The sequence below is a fragment of the Vibrio navarrensis genome (assembly GCF_015767675.1).
Lineage (GTDB): Bacteria > Pseudomonadota > Gammaproteobacteria > Enterobacterales > Vibrionaceae > Vibrio.
On sequence record NZ_CP065217.1, the window covers coordinates 1,046,277 to 1,072,315 of the forward strand.

At 51.9% G+C, this 26,039-nt stretch carries 8 protein-coding genes; 5 read left to right on the forward strand and 3 right to left on the reverse strand.

Annotated elements, in window-relative coordinates; translation table 11 throughout:
- Window positions 1-136 precede the first annotated feature (136 nt).
- The gene (locus I3X05_RS04825) at window positions 137-16,864 is read left to right on the forward strand and encodes an Ig-like domain-containing protein (protein ID WP_337970980.1); all 16,728 of its coding nucleotides are present in this window, start codon (window positions 137-139) and stop codon (window positions 16,862-16,864) included.
- Between the two features lie 78 nt (window positions 16,865-16,942).
- Here I3X05_RS04825 and I3X05_RS04830 read toward each other — a convergent pair whose 3' ends face one another.
- The gene (locus tag I3X05_RS04830) at window positions 16,943-17,908 is read right to left on the reverse strand and encodes a sensor domain-containing diguanylate cyclase (RefSeq protein ID WP_045569013.1); all 966 of its coding nucleotides are present in this window, start codon (window positions 17,906-17,908) and stop codon (window positions 16,943-16,945) included.
- Between the two features lie 226 nt (window positions 17,909-18,134).
- Here I3X05_RS04830 and I3X05_RS04835 point away from each other — a divergent pair, with 226 nt between their 5' ends.
- The 3 genes from I3X05_RS04835 to udp all read left to right on the forward strand — a co-directional run bounded on the left by I3X05_RS04835 (window position 18,135) and on the right by udp (window position 22,035).
- Window positions 18,135-18,551, forward strand: coding sequence for a CBS domain-containing protein (locus I3X05_RS04835; RefSeq protein WP_045569012.1), 417 nt, complete (start codon window positions 18,135-18,137; stop codon window positions 18,549-18,551).
- Between the two features lie 151 nt (window positions 18,552-18,702).
- Complete coding sequence (locus I3X05_RS04840) at window positions 18,703-21,018, forward strand: zinc/cadmium/mercury/lead-transporting ATPase (protein WP_045569011.1); 2,316 nt, start codon at window positions 18,703-18,705, stop codon at window positions 21,016-21,018.
- Window positions 21,019-21,276: 258 nt separating this feature from the next.
- Window positions 21,277-22,035 carry a uridine phosphorylase gene (gene udp / locus I3X05_RS04845; RefSeq protein ID WP_045569010.1) on the forward strand — a complete coding sequence of 253 codons (759 nt, stop codon included), beginning with the start codon at window positions 21,277-21,279 and terminating at the stop codon, window positions 22,033-22,035.
- A gap of 75 nt (window positions 22,036-22,110) precedes the next feature.
- Here the strand turns inward: udp and I3X05_RS04850 are convergent, their stop codons facing one another.
- Window positions 22,111-23,271 (reverse strand): DUF1887 family protein, encoded by a 1,161-nt coding sequence (locus I3X05_RS04850; RefSeq protein WP_045569009.1) that lies wholly within the window; start codon window positions 23,269-23,271, stop codon window positions 22,111-22,113.
- Window positions 23,272-23,438: 167 nt separating this feature from the next.
- Window positions 23,439-25,430, reverse strand: coding sequence for a methyl-accepting chemotaxis protein (locus I3X05_RS04855; RefSeq protein WP_337970981.1), 1,992 nt, complete (start codon window positions 25,428-25,430; stop codon window positions 23,439-23,441).
- Window positions 25,431-25,670: 240 nt separating this feature from the next.
- Here I3X05_RS04855 and hinT point away from each other — a divergent pair, with 240 nt between their 5' ends.
- Entirely contained in the window at window positions 25,671-26,021 is a 351-nt protein-coding gene (gene hinT, locus I3X05_RS04860) for a purine nucleoside phosphoramidase (protein WP_193187110.1), read from the forward strand.
- Window positions 26,022-26,039: the final 18 nt, after the last annotated feature.

Genomic DNA, 26,039 nt, shown 5'->3' on the forward strand with positions numbered 1-26,039 from the left:
GTATCTTTAATATTCTCGCCCTATGTCAGTGCAAACGTAAAGCGTGTGGCCGCTGTCTCTCTGCGGTTACACGAAAATACAGGTTGGCTAGCTTAGAAAGTTGAGATCATCAACTCAAAAATTTACAGGACTGATTATGTCAAAATCGTTTCGTGTCTCCCCGCTTGCTAGCGCGATAACGCAGCTGTTTGGTCGCTCAACGCCTGCCGAAGGAAAAGTTTCCTCGCCTAGTTCTCACATGGCGCCTTCATTGCTTTCGTTGGCAGTGGCTGGCGGAATGGCCTTTGCCTCACCCAACGTCGTGGCTGCAATAACAGACACTCAAGAGTTGAATGAGCCGAGTGCCGTTGTGCAGCAGGCCGATTCGCACAGTGTACAAAGGTCGGAATTCGATCTGGATGCATTCCTGCGATCAGCCAAACGATTTAATCAAGGCAGCCGCTTGCTTAAACAAGCCAAAGGGCAGTTGGCGAGTATTTCTCCTAGCCAAAGCCCACAATCTCAGTTTGTTGGTGGCGCAAAAGCGGCGGGGAAGGCCAATGCGGCGGCAAGTACTTATTGTCAGCCGGGGGCCGGTTCTTGTTATGGTGGCAATTATGACGGTGATGCTTGTAATACCAACGATGATTGCTTTCCTCAGACCGACCATGCGCCCACAGCGAGCAACGTCACGTTTAGTGGTAACTTGCAAGTTGGCCAAACGCTGACTGGCTCTTACAGCTACAGCGACAGTGATGGCGACACAGAAAGCGGTACATCGTTTCAGTGGTATGCATCGGATACCAGTGGTGGCTCAAATAAAGCAGCGATTAGCGGCGCTACATCACAAACCTTTACGCTTACCGCTAGCCAAGTTGGTAAATTTATCAGTTTCGAAGTTACACCAAAAAATAGCAAAGCGACGGGCTCTGCAGTATCAAGCGCAATTAACTCGACTGCGGTAACGGCGCCTGATAGTGCACCTACAGCAAGCAATGTGAGTTTTAGTGGTACGCTAGCTGTTGGGCAAGTTTTAACTGGCTCTTACAGCTACAGCGACAGTGATGGCGACACAGAAAGCGGTACTACGTTTCAGTGGTATGCATCGGATACCAGTGGTGGCTCAAATAAAGCAGCGATTAGCGGCGCAACGTCACAAACCTTTACGCTGACCACTAACCAAGAAGGTAAATTTATTAGCTTCGAGGTGACGCCTAGAAATACTAATGCCACCGGTAGCGCCGTTGAAAGTAGCATTAATTCAACCGCAGTTAATAGCAAGCCAGTAGTGGATTTGCAGGGCAGTGGTGGTAATGACACCACTGCTTCGTTTTTCGAGGGCAGTGGTGGGGTAAATATTGCGCCTTCTGCGAGTGTCACGGATGCTGATGGCGATACGATTACTTCAATTACAATAAGCTTATCTAACTCTCATGGCGACACAGATGAAGGTATCTACATCTCTGGCTCGGCAATTGATACGCTTAAAGGAACATCGGGCGCCTCGGACGTAAATGGCTCGCTCGAAACAACGATTAGTAGCTTGAGTGCAACCACATCAGCAGTCGCAACTTTTTTACAATCTGTAAAATACAATAATAAAGCCAGCACCCCAAATACGACCGCAAGAACAATCACAGTAGTCGTCAATGATGGTACTAATAGCAGTACATCACGTACCTCAACTATTAGTGTTTCAGATGTGAACGCAGCAAGTTCTACCGCTGTTAATTTTAATACAACAACGGGCACGAACCTTTCACCTGCCATTATTTTTGGCAGTGGTGATGAAACACTGACGATAGCGAATAGTGCGCACGCGGCAGGTTCTACCGCCGATGGCGGTGCAGGCACGGATACACTTGTTGTAACAACTGGCACCGATTTGTCGACTCTCACCTCTCTAACCAACTTTGAAACGTTGACGCCAGATAACGATGGTTCGCTCACCTTAACGGAAGCGCAGCATGAGAGCTTTACCACCATCAATGGGACCGGAACCAACCAATTTACAATTAGCAGTGCAGACGGTGATGGCGTGCTGTCGGGTGATGCCGATATTGAAACGTATGTACTTAATGCCGCGCTGACTTTTACACTTGGTGATGCAGCACAAAATGTGACGGGTGGCAGTAGTGCTATTACGGTTAAGACTGGTGCAGTAACTGCTTCTGGCACATTAACTGGCAGCAGCAGCAGCAGCGATACTTTAGAGTTGGCAAATGGGGCGAATATTGCAGGTGCTACGGTAAGCACATTCGAAACCCTTTCATTAGACAGCGGCGCATCGGTCACGATGACAGAAGCGCAGCACGATAGTTTCAGTGCGATCAGTGGTGCAGGCACAGAACAGATCACTATTTCGACTGCAACCGATGGGTTTACTGCGGCAAGCAGTATTGAAACCTATGTTTTAGGCGCGGCGAATACCGTCACCTTATCCAGTGGTAGTCAAAATATTACCGGTAGTAGCGGCAATGACACCATTGTTGCCGGCAGTTTAACACTCACTGGTGTGCTAAACCCTGCCAGTGGTATAGATACACTGAGTCTCTTCAGTGGTGCTGATATCTCTGGTGCCACGATAGTTAATTTTGAAAATCTGACTTTGGCGGACAATGCTTCTGTGACCATGAAAGCTAATCAGCCTTCAAAGTTTGGAGGAACGATCACAGCACCCGGGTCAGAAACAATCACGATATCAGGTGATGGCAATTTCACGACCTTAGCCAATGTGGAAAGTTTTGTTGTTGGGGATGAAACAACTAACACCAGAACTATTACTCTTGCTACTGGAGGGGCATCGGTTTCCGCAACCTCGGGAACCGATGCAATCACATTTGACGCTGGTTCTCTGACCCTGACGGGCACACTTTCTGGTGAAAGTAGTGTGGCTGATACACTCTCACTTTCAAACGGAGCGAATATCGCTGGTGGTACGTTAAATAGCGTTAACAATTTAACTCTAGCAAGTGGTGCAAGCGTGACCGTGACCGCCGCTCAGCATCAAGCGTTTTCTGGTACAGTGACCGCGACGGGAAGTGAAACGATTTCCATCACTGGAGATGGTGATATCACCACCTTGTTTGACGTTGAGAATTATAGTCTGGGTGATGCAAGCAATAACACTCGGACTGTGACAATCAGCAATGCGACGACCAGTGTCACCGCAGATTCAAGTACGGATGCTGTCACGTTTAATGTTCAGGGCAGTGGTTACTCAGGAACGCTGACGGGTGATTCGGGTGTGGGAGATACCGTGCTTGCATCAACAGGAGCCGATCTCTCTTCGGGTTCGTTCCTTAATATCGGTACGCTGAGCTTAGCCAGTGGTGCAACCGTGGCTATCGATGCGGCCAACGTCAGTGACTTTAGCACAGCAATGAGCGGATCCAGCGGCTCAGAAACGCTCAAGTTAATGGATGGCGGTACCTTCGACTTTTCAACCACTAGCGTATCTGAAATTGAAAACCTCGCTATTGGTACCAACAATAACTTCACAATAACGCTGACCGATAATTTTGATTCAAACGGCAATCCCGTAACCGTAACAAACGCCAGTGGCAGTGCGATTGTAGGTAATATCAGTTTGAATGCCAGCGCCCTGAGCGGCGATGCCTTGGTTATCTCCGCAACCGACTTTAATGGTGCCGATACTTTTGTCGGTGGCAGTGCGGCGGATACCATCAGACCGGGCGGTGGCACAGATTCAATGACAGGCAATGCTGGCAATGATAATTTTGTCGGCAGTGCGTCAAATCTCTCAGGCGACACCATTACGGATTTGAGCGTCGGCGATACTATCACGCTAACTGGTGTGACCGGGCTCAGTAAGAGTAATGTGCGTTTTAATGGCAGCAATGTTCTGCAAATCGATACCAACGGTACCGATTTCTCTGGCGTTGAAGTGGCGATCTCACTTTCGAATAGCCCAGCGGCTTCTTTAGATTTCACGGTTGCAGACAGCGGTAGCGATACCTTAATCACCTTTATTACACCGAATGATGCACCAACGTTTAGCGGCCTCAATGGCGGTAATACCTTTACCGAAAATGGCAGTGCTGTTGCTATTGATGACAACGCAACTGTCGCGGATACCGAGCTAGATGCACTCAATAGCGGCTTGGGTAACTACAACGACGCCACACTAACCATTGCGCGAAACGGCGGAGCGAATAGCCAAGACATCTTTACTAATGGTGGGCTACTCGGTGCGCTCGCTCAAGGCAGCAGCTTTACGTACAACGATACGACTGTGGGTACGGTGACCACTAATTCAAACGGAACGCTTGTTTTGCGCTTTAATAGCAACGCAACATCAGCGATTGTTGATTCAGTATTGCAGGCGATTTTCTACCAGAACAGCTCAGAAGATCCCGCTACCAGTGTCACTCTGGACTTTACGTTTAATGATGGAACGGCCAACAGCACTGGCATCAATCAGGCCGTGGTCAACATAACGGCGCAAAATGACGCACCAACGGATATTTCGCTTTCAGCGACTTCGGTGAACCAGTCAGCAACAGGAAGCGCTGCTACAGTTGCGACCGCGAGTACCACCGATGTGGACAGTGCAGACTCTCACACCTACAGCTTGGTTGCGGCAAGCAGCAGTACAAATGGAACCTGTAGCGCCAGCACGGGCAACGACAGTTTCCAATTCACAGGTAGTACCTTGCAAAGTAAAACGGCACTGACGCCCGGAAGTTACAGCATTTGCGTGCAAAGCGATGACGGTACCACCACTTTCCAAGAGTCCTTCACCATTACCGTGGTGGACAACGTGGCGCCGGACGCGCCGTCAACACCGGATCTTTATGCCGCCTCTGATACAGGTGCATCTAATACCGACAACATTACTAATGACACAACGCCAACCTTTAGTGGTACTGCGGAAAGTGGCGCGACCGTTACCTTGTATAGCGACCAAGTCGGCGGTGGCGCTACTTCCATAGGTTCCGCAACCGCAACTGATGGCAACTGGCAGATCACGACCGACGAATTAGCGGCGGGAGTGACGCATGTAATCACCGCCAAAGCGACGGATTCGGCAAATAACGTCAGCAGCAGTTCTGGTTCGCTGAGTGTAACGATTGACACCACGGCGCCATCCGCGCCAAGTACTCCAGATCTCGCGGCGAGCAGCGACACGGGTACCTCTAACACAGATAACCTGACAAAAGACAGCACGCCAACCTTTACAGGAACAGGTACCACCGGTGACACCGTTACTCTCGTTTCCAATGTCGATGGCACCATCGGCAGCGCTGTTGTCAGCGGTGGCGTCTGGAGCATTACTGCAAGCTCAGCACTGACCGCAGGTGACCACACAATTACAGCGCGCGCTTTTGATACCGCCGGCAATACCGCTGATAGCGCAAGTTTGGCGATTACGGTAGATACCGTTTCGCCAAGCATTGGCATTAGCAGCGACAAATCAGCGCTGAAAGTGGGGGAAACCGCGACGTTGACCTTCACCTTGTCGGAAAGCAGCAGTGACTTCACGGTCGGTGACATTGGGGTAACGGGTGGCAGCTTGTCGGGCTTTACCGGCAGCGGCACCAGCTACACGGCGACCTTTACCCCAACCGCTAATACGACCAGCACGGCGACCATCAACGTGGCGGCTAATACCTTTACCGATGAGGCGGGTAATCACAACACGGCGGCCCCGCAACAGAGCATCAGTGTTGATACACAGACGCCGACGGGCCACAGCGTGACGTTTGGCGATACGTTGTACTCGAATGCGGAGAAAACGGCGGCGTCATTCAGCTTTAGCAACGCGGAAGCGGGGGCCAGTTACAGCTACACCATCAGCAGCTCTAATGGTGGTAGCAGCGTGACGGGCACAGGCACGGTGAATAGCGGCAGTGAGATCGTCAGTGGCATCGACTTGTCTAATCTTAATGACGGCACCTTGACGCTGTCGGTCATCGTGACGGACAGCGCGGGCAACAGCGCCTCGGCGGTGACGGCGAGCAGCACGCTCGACACGGCAGCACCAACGGTGACCATCAGTGACGACACAACGGGCACGGCCACGGGCGATGTGCTGTACACCTTCACCTTCAGCGAAAGCGTGACGGGCTTTACCGAAGACGACATCACTGTATCCGGTGGAACCAAGGGCACCTTCACGGCCGTCAGTGGCACGGTGTACACCCTAGTGGTGACGCCAACGGCGGACAGCACCAGCAACCTCACGGTGGATGTGGCGGCGAGTGTGGCGACAGACACAGCGGGGAACCCGAACAGCGCGGCGACGCAAAGTGTCCAAGTGGTCGACACGGCGTTGCCAAGCATTGGCATTAGCAGCGACAAATCAGCGCTGAAAGTGGGGGAAACGGCGACCATCACCTTCACCTTGTCAGAAAGCAGCAGTGACTTTGCGGCGGACGACATCACCGTGACGGGTGGCAGCTTGTCGGGCTTTACCGGCAGCGGCACCAGCTACACCGCGACCTTTACCCCGACCGCTAATACGACCAGCACGGCGACCATCAACGTGGCGGCGAATACCTTTACCGATGCGGCGGGCAACCACAACACGGCGGCCCCGCAACAGAACATCGGTGTCGATACCCAAACGCCGACGGGCCACAGCGTGACGTTTGGTGATACGTTGTACTCGAATGCGGAGAAAACGGCGGCGTCATTCAGCTTTAGCAACGCGGAAGCGGGGGCCAACTACAGCTACACCATCAGCAGCTCTAATGGCGGCAGCAACGTTACGGGCACGGGCACGCTCGCCAGCGCCAGTGAGACCCTCAGTGGCATCGACCTGTCCAATCTCAATGACGGCACCCTGACGCTGTCGGTCATCGTCACGGACGGCGCAGGCAACAGCGCTTCGGCGGTGACGGCGAGCAGCACGCTCGACACGGCGGTACCGACGGGCCACAGCGTGACGTTTGGCGATACGTTGTACTCGAATGCGGAGAAAACGGCGGCGTCATTCAGCTTTAGCAACGCGGAAGCGGGGGCCAGTTACAGCTACACCATCAGCAGCTCTAATGGTGGTAGCAGCGTGACGGGCACAGGCACGGTGAATAGCGGCAGTGAGATCGTCAGTGGCATCGACCTGTCTAATCTTAATGACGGCACCTTGACGCTGTCGGTCATCATCACGGACGGCGCGGGCAACAGCGCTTCGGCGGTGACGGCGAGCAGCACGCTCGACACCGCAGCACCAACAGTGACCATCAGTGACGACACAACGGGCACGGCCACGGGCGATGTGCTGTACACCTTTACCTTCAATGAGAACGTGACGGGCTTTACCGAAGACGACATCACCGTATCCGGTGGAACCAAGGGCACCTTCACGGCCGTCAGTGGCACGGTCTACACCCTAGTGGTGACGCCAACGGCCAACAGCACCAGCAACCTCACGGTGGATGTGGCGGCGAGTGTGGCGACAGACACGGCGGGGAACCCGAACAGCGCGGCGACGCAAAGTGTGCAAGTGGTCGACACGGCGCTGCCAAGCATTGGCATTAGCAGCGACAAATCAGCCCTGAAAGTGGGTGAAACCGCGACGCTGACCTTCACCTTGTCGGAAAACAGCAATGACTTTGCGGCGGACGACATTACCGTGACCGGCGGCAGCTTGTCGGGCTTTACCGGCAGCGGCACCAGCTACACCGCGACCTTTACCCCAACCGCCAACACGACCAGCACGGCGACCATCAACGTAGCGGCGAATACCTTTACCGATGAGGCGGGTAATCACAACACGGCGGCCCCGCAACAGAGCATCAGTGTTGATACACAGACGCCGACGGGCCACAGCGTGACGTTTGGCGATACGTTGTACTCGAATGCGGAGAAAACGGCGGCGTCATTCAGCTTTAGCAACGCGGAAGCGGGGGCCAACTACAGCTACACCATCAGCAGCTCTAATGGCGGCAGCAACGTGACGGGCACGGGCACGCTTGCCAGCGCCAGTGAGACCCTCAGTGGCATCGACCTGTCCAATCTTAATGACGGCACCCTGACGCTGTCGGTCATCGTCACGGACAGCGCAGGCAACAGCGCCTCGGCGGTGACGGCGAGCAGCACGCTCGACACGGCGGTACCGACGGGCCACAGCGTGACGTTTGGCGATACGCTGTACTCGAATGCGGAGAAAACAGCGGCGTCATTCAGTTTTGGCAACGCAGAAGCGGGGGCCAACTACAGCTACACCATCAGTAGCAGCAATGGCGGCAGCAACGTAACGGGCACGGGCACGCTCGCCAGCGCCAGTGAGACCCTCAGTGGCATCGACCTGTCCAATCTTAATGACGGCACCCTGACGCTGTCGGTCATCATCACGGACGGCGCGGGCAACAGCGCTTCGGCGGTGACGGCGAGCAGCACGCTCGACACCGCAGCACCAACAGTGACCATCAGTGACGACACAACGGGCACGGCCACGGGCGATGTGCTGTACACCTTTACCTTCAATGAGAACGTGACGGGCTTTACCGAAGACGACATCACCGTATCCGGTGGAACCAAGGGCACCTTCACGGCCGTCAGTGGCACGGTCTACACCCTAGTGGTGACGCCAACGGCCAACAGCACCAGCAACCTCACGGTGGATGTGGCGGCGAGTGTGGCGACAGACACGGCGGGGAACCCGAACAGCGCGGCGACGCAAAGTGTGCAAGTGGTCGACACGGCGCTGCCAAGCATTGGCATTAGCAGCGACAAATCAGCCCTGAAAGTGGGTGAAACCGCGACGCTGACCTTCACCTTGTCGGAAAACAGCAATGACTTTGCGGCGGACGACATTACCGTGACCGGCGGCAGCTTGTCGGGCTTTACCGGCAGCGGCACCAGCTACACCGCGACCTTTACCCCGACCGCTAATACGACCAGCACGGCGACCATCAACGTGGCGGCGAATACCTTTACCGATGCGGCGGGCAACCACAACACGGCGGCCCCGCAACAGAACATCGGTGTCGATACCCAAACGCCGACGGGCCACAGCGTGACGTTTGGTGATACGTTGTACTCGAATGCGGAGAAAACGGCGGCGTCATTCAGCTTTAGCAACGCGGAAGCGGGGGCCAACTACAGCTACACCATCAGCAGCTCTAATGGCGGCAGCAACGTGACGGGCACGGGCACGCTCGCCAGCGCCAGTGAGACCCTCAGTGGCATCGACCTGTCCAATCTTAATGACGGCACCCTGACGCTGTCGGTCATCGTCACGGACAGCGCAGGCAACAGCGCCTCGGCGGTGACGGCGAGCAGCACGCTCGACACGGCGGTACCGACGGGCCACAGCGTGACGTTTGGCGATACGCTGTACTCGAATGCGGAGAAAACGGCGGCGTCATTCAGCTTTAGCAACGCGGAAGCGGGGGCCAACTACAGCTACACCATCAGCAGCAGCAATGGCGGCGGCAGCGTGACGGGCACGGGCACGCTCACCAGCGCCAGTGAGATCCTCAGTGGTATCAACTTGTCCAATCTCAATGACGGCACCTTGACGTTGTCGGTCATCGTCACGGACAGCGCGGGCAACAGCGCCTCGGCGGTGACGGCGAGCAGCACGCTCGACACGGCGGTACCGACGGGCCACAGCGTGACGTTTGGCGATACGCTGTACTCGAATGCGGAGAAAACGGCGGCGTCATTCAGCTTTAGCAACGCGGAAGCGGGGGCCAACTACAGCTACACCATCAGCAGCTCTAATGGTGGTAGCAGCGTGACGGGCACAGGCACGCTTGCCAGCGCCAGTGAGACCCTCAGTGGCATCGACCTGTCCAATCTTAATGACGGCACCTTGACGCTGTCGGTCATCGTGACGGACAGCGCAGGCAACAGCGCCTCGGCGGTGACGGCGAGCAGCACGCTCGACACGGCGGTACCGACGGGCCACAGCGTGGCTTTGAATGACACTACTTATAACGCCTCGGAAGCGAGTTCAGCGAGCTTTACCTTTAGCGGCGCAGAAAGTGGTTCAGCCTATAATTATGTATTAAGCAGTAATGGCGGTGGCACTGATGTAACAGGTTCAGGCAGTATCAGTACAGCGGATCAGCTCGTGAGTATTGGTGATATCAGCAGCCTAAATGATGGAACCCTAAGCTTGTCGGTGACTGTCACTGACGATGCGGGTAATGCAGCAGCACCTGTACTAGCTACCGCTACACTCGATATCACTCAACCAACAGTGAGTATTAACAGCGACAAGTCGGCGCTCAAAGCTGGCGAAACGGCAACACTCACGTTTACCTTGAGTGAGTCGTCGAGTGACTTTGCTGAATCGGATGTCACCGTCACTGGCGGCAGTCTTTCTAACTTTGCGGGCAGTGGTAGCAGCTACACGGCTACCTTTACGCCGGAGATAGACAGTACCAGTGCAGCGACGATTAACGTGCCGGCAGATGTCTTTACCGATGCTGCGGGGAATAGCAATACTGCTGCGTCTCAACTGTCTATGAGCGTTGATAGCTTAGTGCCGAGTGTGACTATCTCGAGTGATAAATCGGCGCTGAAAGCGGGTGAAACCGCGACGCTTACCTTTACCTTAAGTGAGTCGTCGAGTGATTTTGCCGAGACGGACATCACAGTCAGTGGCGGTACGTTGTCTGGCTTTTCAGGCAGCGGCATCAGCTACACGGCGACCTTTACACCGGCGGAAGAGAGTACGGCGAGCGGCACCATTGATGTTGCCACAGGCACATTTACCGATGCCTCTGGTAACAGCAACAGCGCAGCAACACCAATCTCTATCAGTGTCGATACTGTGCTTCCAACCGTTAGTATTACTAGCACCAGCGATGCGCTGAAAGCGGGTGAAACGGCAACGCTTACCTTTACCTTGACTGAATCAGCAACTGATTTTGCCGAATCTGATGTGACCGTTGCTGGCGGAACGCTTTCTAACTTTGCGGGCAGTGGCACCAGCTACACGGCCACATTTACACCTGCAGAAGAGAGCACTGAGGATGCAACCATTGATGTTGCCGCAGAGAAGTTTAGCGATGCGGCTGGCAACCTCAATACGGCAGCGACTCAGTTGGTGATCTCAGTGGATACGGCGATCCCGACTGGGCATAGCATCAGCATTGATCAGGAGAGCATTAACAAAACCAACGAACAGGCGATGAGCTTTACCTTCGCAGCAGCTGAAGTGAACGCGATGTTCACTTATAGCGTGAGCGACGGTACCGCGACCATTGACGGCGCTAGTCAAACCATCACCTCTGAAACTATGCAAGTAACGGGCATTGACGTCACAAGTTTGCAAGAGGGGACGTTAACAGTCAGCGTGGTGGTCACCGACGCCGCAGGCAATGCGTCTGATGCAGTGACGGATACCGTCACTAAACGTTACGATGTCGCGCCAACGGTGGTTGATGACAGCTTCTCTACTGAGGAAGATACGGCGAAACAATTTGATCTATTAGCCAACGATTCCGACATTAATGATGACATGGTCGCTTCTTCTGCAACGGTGAAAACGCAACCAAGTAAAGGTCAGGTGTCGATCAGCAACGGCGTTGTTACCTATACGCCAAACAGCAATGAGACAGGTACCGACACCTTTACCTATACCGTGAAAGATGCCCTGTTACAGGAGTCTCAAGAAGCGACAGTGACCGTCACTATCAGTGCCATCAATGATGCACCAGTGGCGAAAGCGTTGACCATCACTACCGACGAAGATACCGCCAGTGCGGCGCTTAGTGTGCGCAGCCAAACGACGGATGTGGAAGATGGCATCCCAACGGGTGATTTGGCATTGGTGAGCTTGCCTCAAAAAGGACAAGTGACCATTGATCAAACCGCAGGCACTTTTGTCTACACGCCGAATGCGAATGAAAATGGCAGTGACAGCTTTACTTACACTATCGCCGATAGTGAAGGCAGCGTTTCGCTTGCGGCAACAGTCAGCGTTAATATCGGTTCTGTCAATGACGCACCTGTGGCGGCGGCAGACACACTTACCTTTGATGAAGATGTCACCTCGACACTCGATGTTTTAAGTAACGACAGTGATATCGAAGATGGGTCATTCACCGCGAGCAGTATTACCTTGCTAGATCTTGGTCAAGGCGAGGGGATATATAGTTTCGCTACGGTGAGTGTCAACGCCGATGGCACCTTGAAGATTGTACCAACAGCGAACGTGAATGGTCAGCATAGCTTTACCTACACGCTGACCGACAGTAGCCAGGCGGTCTCAGCGTCGGCAACCGTCACGCTCAATATTACGCCGGTCAATGATGCCCCCGTAGCTGTTGATAACAGTGCGCAGCTACTGGAAGAAGGCTCGTTTGAAGTCAACGTATTGGGTAACGATAGCGATGTCGATACGGGAGACCGTTTTGATCTCACCAGCGTCAACGTGGTCGATAAGCCAGCTCATGGTAGTGTCAGCGTGACGGCGTCAGGAGCGATTGTCTACCGCCCTGAAGAAAACTACTTTGGCGAAGACAGCTTCACCTACACAGTAGCAGACGTAGCAGGTGCGGTTTCTAACGTTGCGACAGTGACCATGACGGTCACACCCGTTAACGATGCACCAATGGCACAAGCACAGTCACAAACACTGGATGAAGATAAGAGTTTGGTGATCACGCTGGTCGGTTCAGACATTGATAACGATGATGACACTCTGCAGTACGTTATCACTGAGCAAGTTAGCCATGGTGTGCTAGAACAGTTGACCAACAACAGTTGGCGTTACACACCAGAAGCGAACTTCAATGGCTCCGACTCCTTCTTGTTCAAGGTCAACGACGGTGATCTGGACTCTACGGAAGTGCGTGTCGATCTGACCGTCAATGCGGTCAACGATATACCCACTGCGACCGATGTCAGCGCGACGGGAGAGGAAGAAACACCGCTGACCATCACCTTAAATGGTAGCGATGTAGAAGGGTCATCGCTGAGCTATCAAGTCGCCACCGCGCCAGTTAACGGTAGCGTGACCATCACCGGTAACCAAGCGGTCTATACGGGTAACAGCAACTTCTTTGGTCAGGACAGTTTCACTTACAGCGTCAGTGACGGTGAACTCACCTCTGAAGCGGCGTTGGTAACCATTACGGTCAATAACGTTAATGACGCACCTGTGATTAGCGGTAGCCCAGCGACGCAAGTGGATGAAGATAGTGCGTATCAGTTTGTGCCTCAGGCATCGGATAATGACCCTGCGGATACACTGACCTATTCGATTGCTAACAAACCATCTTGGGCGACATTTGACACGGCCACAGGAGCACTCTCTGGCACGCCAAGTAACAGTGATGTGGGTACGAATACGGGTATTGTGATCAGCGTATCCGATGGTAGCGTTTCGGCCTCCTTGCCAGCGTTTGCGATTACCGTGAATAACGTTAACGATGCACCGGTTATCTCCGGTTCACCAGCAACGCAAGTGAATGAAGACAGCGCTTATCTGTTCACACCGCAAGTATCGGATGTCGACAGCCAAGCCTTCACCTTCAGTATTGCCAACAAACCTGCTTGGGCGAGCTTTGATGCAGCGACAGGTACGTTAAGTGGTACGCCATCGAATGATGATGTCGGCACCTATACGGGGATTGTTATTACAGTTTCTGATGGCTCAGCGACAGCCACACTCAATACCTTCAGTATTGCGGTGAACAATGTCAACGACACGCCAACCATCAGTGGTACTCCTGCGCTCACAGTCAACCAAGACAGTGCGTACCGCTTTGCGCCGCAGGCAGGGGATGTGGATAGTAGCAGTTTGAGCTTCTCTATTAGCAACAAACCAAGCTGGGCGAGCTTTAACACTGCAACCGGTGTGCTCAGTGGTACGCCAGCCAACGAACATGTTGGTACCACCGAGAATATCGTTATTACGGTATCTGACGGTGAACTCAGCGCGTCTCTCGCAGCGTTTAACCTTACAGTTATTAACGTCAACGATGCGCCAGTGGCGGTCAACGACACCTTTGTCTTCACTGAAAGCAACGATGGTATCTATCTGCTTGATGTGCTGAGCAATGATAGTGATGTTGACCAAGATACGTTGCAACTGGACTGGGTAAGACCAACCTCAGGAACCGCGACGACGGTCGGCAGCCAAATCCAGCTTGTGACGACTGCGATTGGTACCGTGACGGTGCAGTACGGTGTGAAAGATGGTAACGGAGGTAAAGCAACCGCGAAAGCGACAGTGACCATTAACAGCGCGAAATTGGATGCGCCAACCATTACCGCGCCAGCCGATGTGGAAGTGAATGCGACCTCACTCTTTACCAAAGTGGCGTTGGGGACAGCGATCGCCGAAGACAGCACGGGTAAACCATTACCGGTCTCCTTGGTCGACAACAATACCTTCTTCCGTCCTGGAGCCAATACAGTGTATTGGCGTACCCAAGACTCGCAAGGTAATGTGGCCGAGGCGAGTCAAACCGTGATTGTGCATCCGCTTATTAGCATTTCCAAAGATGCACAAACCACTGAAGGTACCAGCCACTCCGTGTCGGTATACCTCAACGGCCCTGCGCCGAGTTACCCAGTTGTGGTGCCTTACACGGTATCGGGGAGCACGGACAGCAGTGACCATACTCTCGCCTCGGGTGAAGTGGTCATCTCCAGCGGAACAGAAGGCAAGCTTTCGTTTGACATCCTGAATGATGGACAGAGTGAAAGTGCAGAAACCTTAGTGATCGACTTGGACAACACGCTCAACCTCGGCAGTAAACGTCGTTATACCTTGACGATTTTTGAAGAGAACGTGGCACCTAAAGTCTCGGTCAATGTTTCTCAGGCAGGAGAGCAGCGTAGCAAGATTGATAATAGTTCGGATTTGGTCACCATTACCAGCAGTGTGACCGATGCCAACGCGTCTGACACCCACACCTTTGCATGGAGTAGTAGTAACGATGCGCTCAACCAAGCGATTGTAGGCCAGACAAACAGCGACACACTGACTTTCTTGCCACAAACGCTCAGCTCAGCAATTTACACTCTGCAACTGACGGTTACTGACAACGGTACACCACCGCTTTCAGTCACCCACAACGTCTATCTTGAAGTGGTTGAGGCACTGGCAGTGCTTGGCAGTGAAGACAGTGATGGTGACGGCATTCCGGATGACCAAGAAGGCCATGGCGACAGTAATGGTAACGGCATTCCGGATTATCTGGATGCCATCTCCGACTGTAACGTGATTCAGCAAACGGTAACCGAGAACGACAGTTTCCTCATTGAGGGTCAACCAGGCGTTTGTTTGCGTAAAGGTGTCACCATAGTGGAAAACCAGACAGGTGGAGCACGCTTGTTGGATAATGAGCTGACGGTCGACAACGAGGCGGACAACATTGGCGGTATTTTTGACTTTGTGGCGACCAACTTGCCGCAGCCAGGTCAGAGCTATCAATTGGTTATGCCGCAACGTCTGCCTGTTCCGGCGAATGCCGTTTATCGCAAGTTCCGAGCGAGCGTGGGCTGGGTCGATTTTGTTGAAGATGCTGACAACTCGATTGCGTCTACTTCCGGTGAAGCGGGCTACTGTCCACCTCCTGGAGACAGTGCATGGACACCGGGCTTAACTGAAGGCCACTGGTGTGTGCAACTTACCGTTCAAGACGGTGGACCGAACGATGATGACGGCATGGCAAACGGCAGCGTGGTTGACCCAGGTGGTGTTGCCGCTCGCGCCAGCAGCAATGCGCTGCCACAAGCAAGCGACGATACTGCAGTGGTCACGCGCAATGGCAGCGTGGTCATTGATGTGCTGAGTAACGACACGGACGCCGACGGCGACAGCTTGACCTTGTTAGAAGGTGCTTCTGCGGACATCGGCAGTGTCAGCGTGGTAAACAATCAGTTGAGTTACACCACCCAGTCACAGTTTTACGGTGTGGCGACCATTACCTATAGCGTGACCGACGGTAAAGGTGGTACGGGTACAGCCAAAGTAACGGTCAACGTACTTAACAATCAAAATCCACGTGCCGCGGATGATGTGGTTGAAACCAACGACCGCACGCCAGTCACGATTAACGTCCTGTCCAATGACAGTGATGTTGATAATGACGCGTTGACTTTGGTATCAATTAATAACCCCGAGCATGGACAGGCCGTGTTGAACGCCGATCAAACGGTGACCTACACGCCGACCTTGGGCTTTGAAGGTACGGATGTTATCACCTATGTGATTCAAGACAGCCAAGGTCTGCAAGACACTGGCAAGGTGACGGTGACGGTGAAACTAGTGAAAGATGTCGATGTATCAAACAGTTCAGGAGGCCCGTTAGGCGGTATGGCATTAATGTTACTCACTCTCGCTGGCGCGCTGCGCCGCGTTGGCAAAAAAGGTTGGTTGGCGCTGCTGGCTGCGCTGAGTTTCAATTCTCAAGCGGCTTGGTATCTCGATGCGCAGATGGGCGTCAGCCATGCCGATGAGCGCAGCGCTGTCAGCATGGCGGATGTGGTCTCAACCGATGATAACGGCTTCTACCGTTCGGTTGGCTTGGGGTATCAGTTCGATGAAAAGTGGTCAGCGATGCTGCGCTATGTGGATATGGGAGAAGGAAGCGCGACGCTACGTGGCGCGACCACTTCGCCACAGGAGTACCATCAAAGTGTGGCGAGTGTTTCGCCCATTTTGGCCAGTGGTGTTGGCTTAGAAGTGGGCTATCAATTTTGGCAAAGTGACGCTTGGCATGCCAAAGTCAATCTCGGTGGCCTATTTTGGAATGCGGACATTGAAAGTACCTATCAAGGTAGCACCATTAAGACTGACATTGACGGCTTTAATGGCTATTTAGGTGCTGAAGTGGGGTATGCGCTTTCGGAGACATGGGGGCTCGGCTTGCAGGCTTCACGCTATTTTCTGCGAGAAAACGATGTCGATACCATCGCGATACAACTTACATACCGTTGGGCTCAGTAGCAAGATTTAGAGTAAAACGCTACACATCGGAGACCATGCCAACAAAATGGCATGGTTTCTAGAAGGAAAACGTATCGATTAGGGGAGGAACTGGAAAGTTCCTCTTTTTGTTGCTTTGGCGTTAAACAAGGCCTTGTCGGCTTTGGAGATAAAACGTTCTAAATCATTATGTTCTGTAGTTAACTGGTGGTAAAACTGAATGCCGATGGTGACGGTCAAAATATTGGCAACGCTTGAGTTTGGATTAGGAATGGCAAGTTTTTTGACCGATGCCAATAAAGCGTGCGCTTTTTCCACACATTCTTGCTGAGAAATGGCAGGGATAAAAACGAGAAACTCATCGCCGCCATAACGAAAACAGCTACCGCTCTCATGGCTCCATCTTTTTAATGTGTGGCTCACCATTCTTAACGCTTTGTCGCCATTGAGATGGCCAAAGGTATCATTAAGATCTTTAAAACAGTCAATATCGACCATAAACAAGGCAGCACTTTGACCGTTGGCAATCGCTTGAGCCAAAAGCGATGGAAGGTAGATCTCCAGTGCGTAGCGATTGTTTAATTGCGTTAAATGATCTAAACAAGACAGTGTTTCCAGTGACGCTCTTTGCCGTTTAAGTTCCTGAAGTGCGGTTTTGTATTCGGTAATGTTTCTCACCGACCAAAGTACCTTGTCTTCTCCAATGACCGGAATGACAAACGCGCTGAAATATTGCAGCTCACTCGGGCCTGCGACCCCTTTAAAACAAGGCATGTCGTAAGGGTGTAGCTCATACTCAAGCTCTTGCGGCTTCTGCGTCGCAATCACCTGTTTTATCACATCTAAAAACCATCTTGCTTTGTCTTCAGGCAGAACTTCGAACTGATTTAAACCAATCACATAAGATGGATTATGGTGTCGCTTGGTATCCTTGCCGCCCCAAGCTTCAATGTAATATCCGGCTTCACTGATGAGAAAAGTGGGCTCCGGTAGTGATTCAAAAAAGTGATGGATCACTTTTGGGTTATTCACAATAACGCGCGATAAGATGGATTCATCTACCATACTGTGCCCTTACTTCACTTTATGATTTAAATACAGCTATTAAGATATAGCTCAATAACACATTGTAGGGTTAATGGTGACGCTGGTTTTATCAACTTCTCCGATTGTCTCAAGGCTAAGAAGAACGATCTCATCAATTGATAAAATCGTCACATTCGATTTAGTAAATTGAGGAAATTAGACGACACTTAACTTAAGTGCAAAAAACGCTGCAAAGGAGATGGCGATGAAGTCACTAAAAGTTAAAGACTATATGACCTTACAAGCGGTGACCTTTACGGTCGATATGTCATTGAGCGCTGCGCTGAATAAAGTGATGGAAAGCCTGGTGATGGGCGGACCCGTGATCAATGAAAAAGAAGAAGTCATCGGCTTTTTATCTGAACAAGACTTACTCGATAAGTTAGTCAAAGCCAGCTACTACTGCCAAGACGCACATACGGTCGGTGAATGTATGCATGTCGATGTGCTGTCGGTGTCGCCTGAGATGTCGATTATTGAGCTGGCGGAGATGATGAAGGTAGGCAAACCGAAAATGTACCCGGTGGTAGACAAAAACCGCTTGGTTGGTGTGATAACCCGCCGTGATGTGCTTAAAGCGGTCGGAAACAGTCTGACTGATTGTTTCAAGCATCCCGTCTAGGTATATAGACAAGATGCGAGCAGATGGTGTGGCCTCGGATTAGCGAGGCCATTTTATTGCGAGCAGCGAAAAGTCGGCAAAAAAGGGGCTTGACCTTAGAGTGAACTCCAAGGTTTATGCTTAGGTTGTCATCTTAAAAAAGGAATCGACTATGTGCGCAAAACATACTGCTTGTCAGTCACAAAAAATATCGGCTATTCGTCCCGCATCAACTTGCTGCCAGAGCGCTAACCTCGCGGCTGCAAAAATCAGCCCAATCAACTCAGCCACGGCAGATTGCTGCTCCTCTGATGTATGCTCAACCAGTGACCCTGGTGAGGAAAGCGAGCGGCAAAGGCCTCAAACCCCAAGCCTGAACACAGAGCGCCAGCAATGGCTCATCTCAGGAATGGATTGCCCCTCCTGTGCGCAAAAACTCGAGAAAGCACTGCGTACAATGGACGGGGTTATTGAAGCAAAAGTGCTGTTTGCCACGGAAAAACTGGTGGTCGATTTTGATGAGCGCGTTGCTGCCAGCGATATTGAGCACCTAGCGCAAAAAACCGGCTTTCCTCTTAGCCTGCTCAGCGCAATAAAAGTGCGCAATCCCCTCAATGAGTCGGCATCTGGCTGGCGCGCAACATTGAAAAGCAACGCGCATATCTTGACCATTTCCCTTGCCATGATGATAGGCGCCCTGTTTTCAATCATTGATAGCGATGTTAGCCGTTGGATATTTGTACTCACCTGTTTAGCCGGGCTCTATCCTGTCGCGAGAAAAGCGTGGCGCTTGGCCTTATCGGGTACCCCATTTGCGATTGAAACCTTGATGAGTGTGGCCGCTCTAGGTGCACTTTATTTAGGTGAAAGCGTTGAAGCGGCAATGGTACTGCTGCTGTTTTTGATTGGTGAAAAGCTGGAAGCGTATGCATCGTCCCGAGCTCGCAGTGGCGTGCAAGCCTTGATGGCGCTCGTCCCAGAAAACAGCATAAAAATCGTCGATGGTGAACGGGTTTCGGTAGCTGCCAGTGAGTTGTTACCGGGAGATGTGGTGGAAATCGCTCCGGGCGATCGTTTGCCAGCCGATGGTAAATTGATGAGCGTGATCGCCAGTTTTGATGAAAGCGCGTTGACTGGCGAATCCCTTCCTGTCGAACATCAGGCTGGTGCTAAGTTGATGGCAGGCGTTGTTTCGCTAGATAAAGTCGTTCGAGTCGAAGTGACGTCTAAGCAAGGAGAGAATGCGATTGATCGTATTTTGCACCTGATCGAACAAGCCGAATCACGTAAAGCACCGCTGGAGCGTTTTCTCGATAGATTTAGCCGCTGGTACACACCACTGATGATGTTGGTCTCGCTGGCCGTTATCGTCACACCGCCATTGCTCTTTGCCCAGCCTTGGGAAACTTGGGTTTATCGCGGTTTAGCCTTGCTGCTGATTGCTTGCCCCTGTGCGTTGGTGATCTCTACGCCAGCGGCGATTACATCCGGGCTAGCCGCCGCCGCTAAACGAGGTGCCCTGATAAAAGGGGGGGCCGCGCTGGAGTTACTTGGTAAAGTGGACACCATCGCGTTTGATAAAACTGGCACCTTAACTCGTGGCAAGCCGCAGGTGACTGACATTGTTGCTGTCGATATCAGTGAAGAGAAACTCCTCACCATGACCAGTGCGATAGAGGTCGGCTCAAATCACCCGTTGGCAACGGCTTTAGTTGCCAAAGCTAAGGAAGCTGGAGTGACGATTCCTCACGCCCAAGACAAAACGGCGCAGATTGGCGTGGGCGTTTCGGGGTTGGTAGAGGGGCAGTTAGTGGAAGTGATTGCCTCAGCGAAAGCCAATTTTCCGCTTCCGGACGCGCTCGAAAAAGCGATGCAGACGTTAGAAGCTGAGGGAAAAACCGTGGCTTTGGTTCGCTATGATCAACAAGTTATGGGTCTGATTGCATGGCAAGATACCTTGCGTGATGACGCTCACCAAGCAATTAATGCGTTGAAACGCTTAGGTATTTCCTCGCTGATGCTCACCGGAGACAACCCACGTAGCGCAGCAGCGATCGCTGAGCACATCGGTATCGATTTTCAGGCTAACTTGCTTCCCACAGACAAAGTGCATCACGTTGAGAAGCTGGCGACAAAACAAACGGTGGCAATGGTCGGAGACGGCATCAATGACGCACCGGCGATGAAAGCGGCGAGTATTGGCATTGCGATGGGCGGCGGAACCGATGTAGCGTTAGAGACAGCCGATGCTGCGCTCACGCACAATCGCTTGGTCGAATTACCAGCGATGATCGAACTATCGCGCGCCACGCTAAGTAACATTCGACAAAATGTCACCTTGGCTCTGGGGTTGAAAGCGGTGTTTCTGGTAACGAGTTTGCTCGGCATCACTGGCCTCTGGGTGGCGGTATTGGCAGACAGTGGCGCGACCGCCTTAGTGACGCTTAATGCGTTGAGGCTGCTGCGTTTTCAACCGCAAGAAGAGTGATGGTTGGCGCACGGTAGATGGAGAAGATACCTGCTGATACGTGGCAGGTATCTTTGTCTCAGATTTATGCAAATGGATGATTGATTTGTTGGCTTTTTGTGATGCCAAACGGTTTTTCCTGAAAATACATAATTGTTACATTAGTCAGTTGTGATTTTGATCACTCCATATTTCACTTCGGTTAAGTAAAGTGCATTCTGTACCCCACAATTTCATTTGAGCTTACCTCACAGAGTAAGCCGCAATAAGGAGTGACTTATGTCTCAAGCTGTTTTCCACTTAGGTGTAACCGAAGCCGATCTCAACGGTGCGACTCTGGCCATTATTCCGGGCGATCCAGCGCGCGTACAAAAAATCGCTGAAGAGATGGAAAATCCCGTATTTCTAGCCAGCCATCGTGAGTACACCCTGTACCGAGCGGAGCTAGACGGAAAATCCGTGGTTGTTTGCTCTACGGGTATCGGTGGTCCATCAACTTCTATTGCAGTTGAAGAGTTAGCTCAACTTGGCGTACGTACTTTCCTACGCGTTGGTACGACTGGCGCTATCCAGCCACATGTGAATGTTGGCGACATGATTGTGACCACAGGTTCTGTTCGTCTTGATGGTGCCAGCTTGCACTTCGCGCCAATGGAGTTTCCAGCCGTTGCCGATTTTGAAGTGGCAACGGCAATGAAAGCCGCCGCTGAAGAGAGTGGCGCAACGGTACACACAGGTGTAACCGCATCAAGCGATACTTTCTACCCAGGTCAAGAGCGTTACGACACTTTCACCGGACGCGTAGTACGCCGTTTCCAAGGCTCAATGAAAGAGTGGCAAGAGATGGGCGTGCTGAACTTTGAAATGGAATCAGCGACTCTATTGACCATGTGTGCGAGCTCAGGCTTACGTGCGGGCTGTGTTGCGGGCGTGATTATCAACCGCACTCAGAAAGAGATCCCAGATCACGCAACGCTGAAAGAAACTGAAGCGCGTTCAATCAAAGTGGTTGTGGAATCGGCGCGTAAGATGCTGTAATCCCGCTTTTTACTCGATTGCAGAATAGTAAAACCCGGAGTTTTGGCTCCGGGTTTTCTTTTTCCACAGAAAAAATTAAATACCGTCGCTGCCACCGGCTTGGGCAAACCAGTTGGTGAGATGCAGTTTCAGATCGCGCAGTTCATCTGGCCCAATCAGAGCTAAGCCAAGATCTTCTGCTCGAGTGATGTCGTTGTGGCGCAGTGGTCGAAAGCTCACTAACATCGCACGTGCTTGCAACCCGCCCAGCAGATCGCGCAACGATTCCAACTTGTAGAGCGTATCGTCACCATCATCACGCATGCCTTTGGTTTTGCACTCAATAATGTGCAATTTATTGTTCACCACCGAGGCTACGTCTAGTTCATTGCGTACTTCACGCTCCCCAAGCTGTCGGTAAACCTGTACGTTCAGCGAATGGTCTTGAATGGTCGGCATGTCATCTTGGATTTGCTTGACTGTGCTGTGGACTAACGTTTCCAGCCATTCACCGTTGGAAAAACGGCGCGCGTCTTCATTGGCAAAGGTGAGTACCCCATTTTCGTAGGTGGCGATATTGGCCTCAACCAAATCTGCCAGCAGCATATTCAGTTCGCGGTAGCCTTGCTGCTTGTCGGAAAGCTCGACATCAAGCCGCTGCTCTTTGCGACAAGTGGTGGCTAAGTAGTTGAGCGTTGCCAACCCAGGGCCAAGCTCCAGAGCATTGCTCGCCCAGCGTTCACCAAGCTGGTAGAGCTGCTGATCCAGTTGGGGTGGCAACTCCACCTCGTTAAACTCACCGCGTGCGCCAAAAATGGTGAGGTAATCTGAAATGGTGATACGGTCCTGAACTTGGGCCTCTTCTCTACCGTCAGGGTAGAGCCAGCAAAGTTTGTCGCTGTTGGGCTCCACGACAAAAATCGGCCAATGGTAGGTGCGAAACACTTCATACACCGAAAGCAAACGATGTCGCAGACCACAACTGGCGTTCAATTTCACATCTTCGCCACGGCGTTTGAGATCCTCGGCCAGCGATTGGATAGACTGCTTGATGAGGGACGTATCGACCACTGAGGGAATTTCAAAAAACTCGGTCGTGATGCTGCGTTGGGCGAGGACGGAATGAAGCCTTTGGTACATGTCGTGCTGAGATTCGTCACCGATGAAAATGATGTGTGTACTGACGGTGCGATGATCGAGTAGGGGAGTGACCAAGCGTACCGGATCCTGGTCGATAATACCGACGTGAACAGCCATAGAGTTTCCTTTTTATATGGGCTGCACAGAATGAAAGAGAAAAGGAATTGGCAAGCCCTTGATCTCCATATGTAGACAAGGCTTATAAAAAACAAGGGCAACGCTGTGAAAAGTTGCCCTTATCGGATTGGAAACGGCTTTGGTGCGATGCGCTTAGATAAGACGCCTTATAGCTTAAAGCGATGCACCAGTTCAGTTTGCTGGTGAGCCAGATTCGACAAACTTTCGCTGGTTTGCGCAATGGTTGCCATCGCATGGTAGCTGCGATCAGCGATGCTGTTGATGTCCTCAAGGCTGCGCGCGATGTCTGCAGAAGTTTCGCTCTGCTCTGCGGCTGCGTGGGAAATATGCGTGCTCATCTGGCTGATTTCGATGATAAGTGCTTGGATCTCTTCCATTGAACTGTTGGCTTTGGAGGCTTGATCAACCGACATTTCCATATCGTTCATACAACTTTGAATCACTTGACTGGCAGATTGCGAGCTGGATTGTAAGTTACTGATCATCGCTTCAATCTCAGTGGTGGACTGAGTGGTCTTGGAAGCCAGTACGCGTACTTCATCGGCAACCACGGCAAAACCTCGCCCTTGTTCACCCGCGCGCGCAGCTTCGATAGCGGCGTTGAGTGCCAGTAGGTTAGTTTGCTCTGCAATGTTGCGGATCACATCCAAAATCGACCCAATTTGACCGCTCATGCGCTGTAGCTCAGAGACCGCACTAACCGACTCATTGAGGCGCATCTCAAGCTGATTGATGGTTGAGATATTGCTACTCATGATGCTACGGCCAGAATCTGACGCGGTTTCGACTTTCTGTACCATCTCCAAAGAGCTTTGCGCATTCTGTGCTACCTCTTGGACTGAATGAGACATTTCAGTCATTGCCGTGGCAACGCTGGCGGTTTGGCCACGTTGCGCATTGAGCTGAGTTTGCGCCTCAGAAGAGGTCCTCTCGTTGTTGGCCGCGGTGTCGGTAAGATTTTCCGCTGCGTCATTAAGCTTGACTAGGATGTTGTGCAAGCTATCGGCGAGGGTATTGATATGGCCACTCACACGGCTAAACTCGTTGTTGTAGCGGATCTCGATTCGCTGTGTCATGTCGCCATTCGCCAGCCCCTCCAGCGTTGCCAGAATGCGTGTGAGCGGTTCGCGTACACTGTGCGCGATATGATAACCCACCGCAGCGGCAAAAATGGTGACCGCAATACCGATGACGATCGCCTTGAGTAAGCCTTGGTCGTAAACTTCCCCCGCTTCTACTAGAGATTGATTCAAATTGTCGGTGGCGGTGGTGGTGAAGGTTTCTAGCGTGGTCATGGCATTATCAACTTTGACCGCTAGGTTGGCGATGTTGTTGTACAGCGCCGTTCTTGCGCGCAGGTAACTGGCATGTTGGTCAAGCACCCCGCCTTTTTGCCCGACGTCTTGGGTAAACTGTTCTACCGATTGGTTAAACACCTCTTTCAAAGAAGGTAACTGAGTGACCAAACCCCGGTAAGCGTAGTTTAAGTGAGTAACCGCTTTCTTGTTCTTGGTAACTGCTTTTTCCACAAACTCAAGGTCTGAGCTTGCTAACGCATCCGAGGTAATCACTTCGGCGTCTTTCAACTTGATGAAATAGCTCTTAGCCATCACTTTGACGGAAATACTGGTTTGATCATCAACATACTCTTTCATGCCAACGGTCAATTCGGTATGCAGTTTTTGGAAACGACGAGAAGATTTCTGCACTTCAGCTTGGGCAGTGAACATCGCTTCGTAGTTGTTCATCGCTTCATTAGCTTCTGCAAAATAGCTCTGTTCAGTTTCACGAAGCTGATCAAGTGGCTCGGCAAGAGCAGGATAAATACGGCTGGCTTGTTCAAGCTCGGCCAATGTTTTGCCAAACTCTTGTTGTGATTGGCCGAACTCTTGGCGCATCTGTGCCATCCGAGCTTGATCTTGTGTGGTCAGAAAATCTTTGAAGGATTTATCTGCCGACAGAAGCTGGACGCTGGTCTGGTTAGACAGTGAAACTAAAGGTAGAGAGGTGCTTGATACCGTCTCAAAGTTAGAATGAATTTGATTCATGCCGTTGGTCATGATGGTCACTGTGACTACAAACAGCACAATGATCAACGCGAAACCGGCATACATCCTTTTAATGACTGAGCCTTGCATAGGTGAAGCCCTCTCCCAGATAGAAATAAAAAGTGCAAAAAGACGTAAAACGTCTCAAAAAATTAACAAAATTATCATCATTGTAGGCAGTTTGAATGGAGCATTTTATGACGAGGGCGACAAAAAAAGCTTTATAGGTTGACGTACTGTTGATAATGTTAAGTGAACACTGTTTTTTATTGTGATGGCGCATGCCTTGACGCATACTAACCGGGCTACACACCACTTAATGGAGTACCTATGGCCGAAGAAACCATCTTTAGCAAAATTATTCGTAAGGAAATACCCGCTGATGTACTTTACCAGGATGATCTCGTCACCGCGTTTCGTGACATCAATCCTCGAGCGCCAAGCCACATTTTGATCATTCCGAACAAGCTTATTCCAACCGTGAATGACGTTGAAGCCGATGACGAAGCCATGATGGGACGTATGTTCACTGTTGCCAGAAAGCTCGCCAAAGAAGAGGGCATTGCCGAAGATGGCTATCGCATAATTGTCAACTGCAATGCGCATGGTGGCCAAGAAGTCTATCATATTCATATGCATTTGGTGGGCGGACGTCCACTTGGTCCCTTGTTGCTCGGATAAATGGTGACTCGGATAGGT

Excerpts from the sequence above, each read along its gene's own strand:
- I3X05_RS04825 (WP_337970980.1), top strand. The coding sequence starts at position 137 with ATGTCAAAATCGTTTCGTGTCTCCCCGCTTGCTAGCGCGATAACGCAG.
- I3X05_RS04830 (WP_045569013.1), bottom strand. The coding sequence starts at position 17,908 with ATGGTAGATGAATCCATCTTATCGCGCGTTATTGTGAATAACCCAAAA.
- I3X05_RS04835 (WP_045569012.1), top strand. The coding sequence starts at position 18,135 with ATGAAGTCACTAAAAGTTAAAGACTATATGACCTTACAAGCGGTGACC.
- I3X05_RS04840 (WP_045569011.1), top strand. The coding sequence starts at position 18,703 with ATGTGCGCAAAACATACTGCTTGTCAGTCACAAAAAATATCGGCTATT.
- udp (WP_045569010.1), top strand. The coding sequence starts at position 21,277 with ATGTCTCAAGCTGTTTTCCACTTAGGTGTAACCGAAGCCGATCTCAAC.
- I3X05_RS04850 (WP_045569009.1), bottom strand. The coding sequence starts at position 23,271 with ATGGCTGTTCACGTCGGTATTATCGACCAGGATCCGGTACGCTTGGTC.
- I3X05_RS04855 (WP_337970981.1), bottom strand. The coding sequence starts at position 25,430 with ATGCAAGGCTCAGTCATTAAAAGGATGTATGCCGGTTTCGCGTTGATC.
- hinT (WP_193187110.1), top strand. The coding sequence starts at position 25,671 with ATGGCCGAAGAAACCATCTTTAGCAAAATTATTCGTAAGGAAATACCC.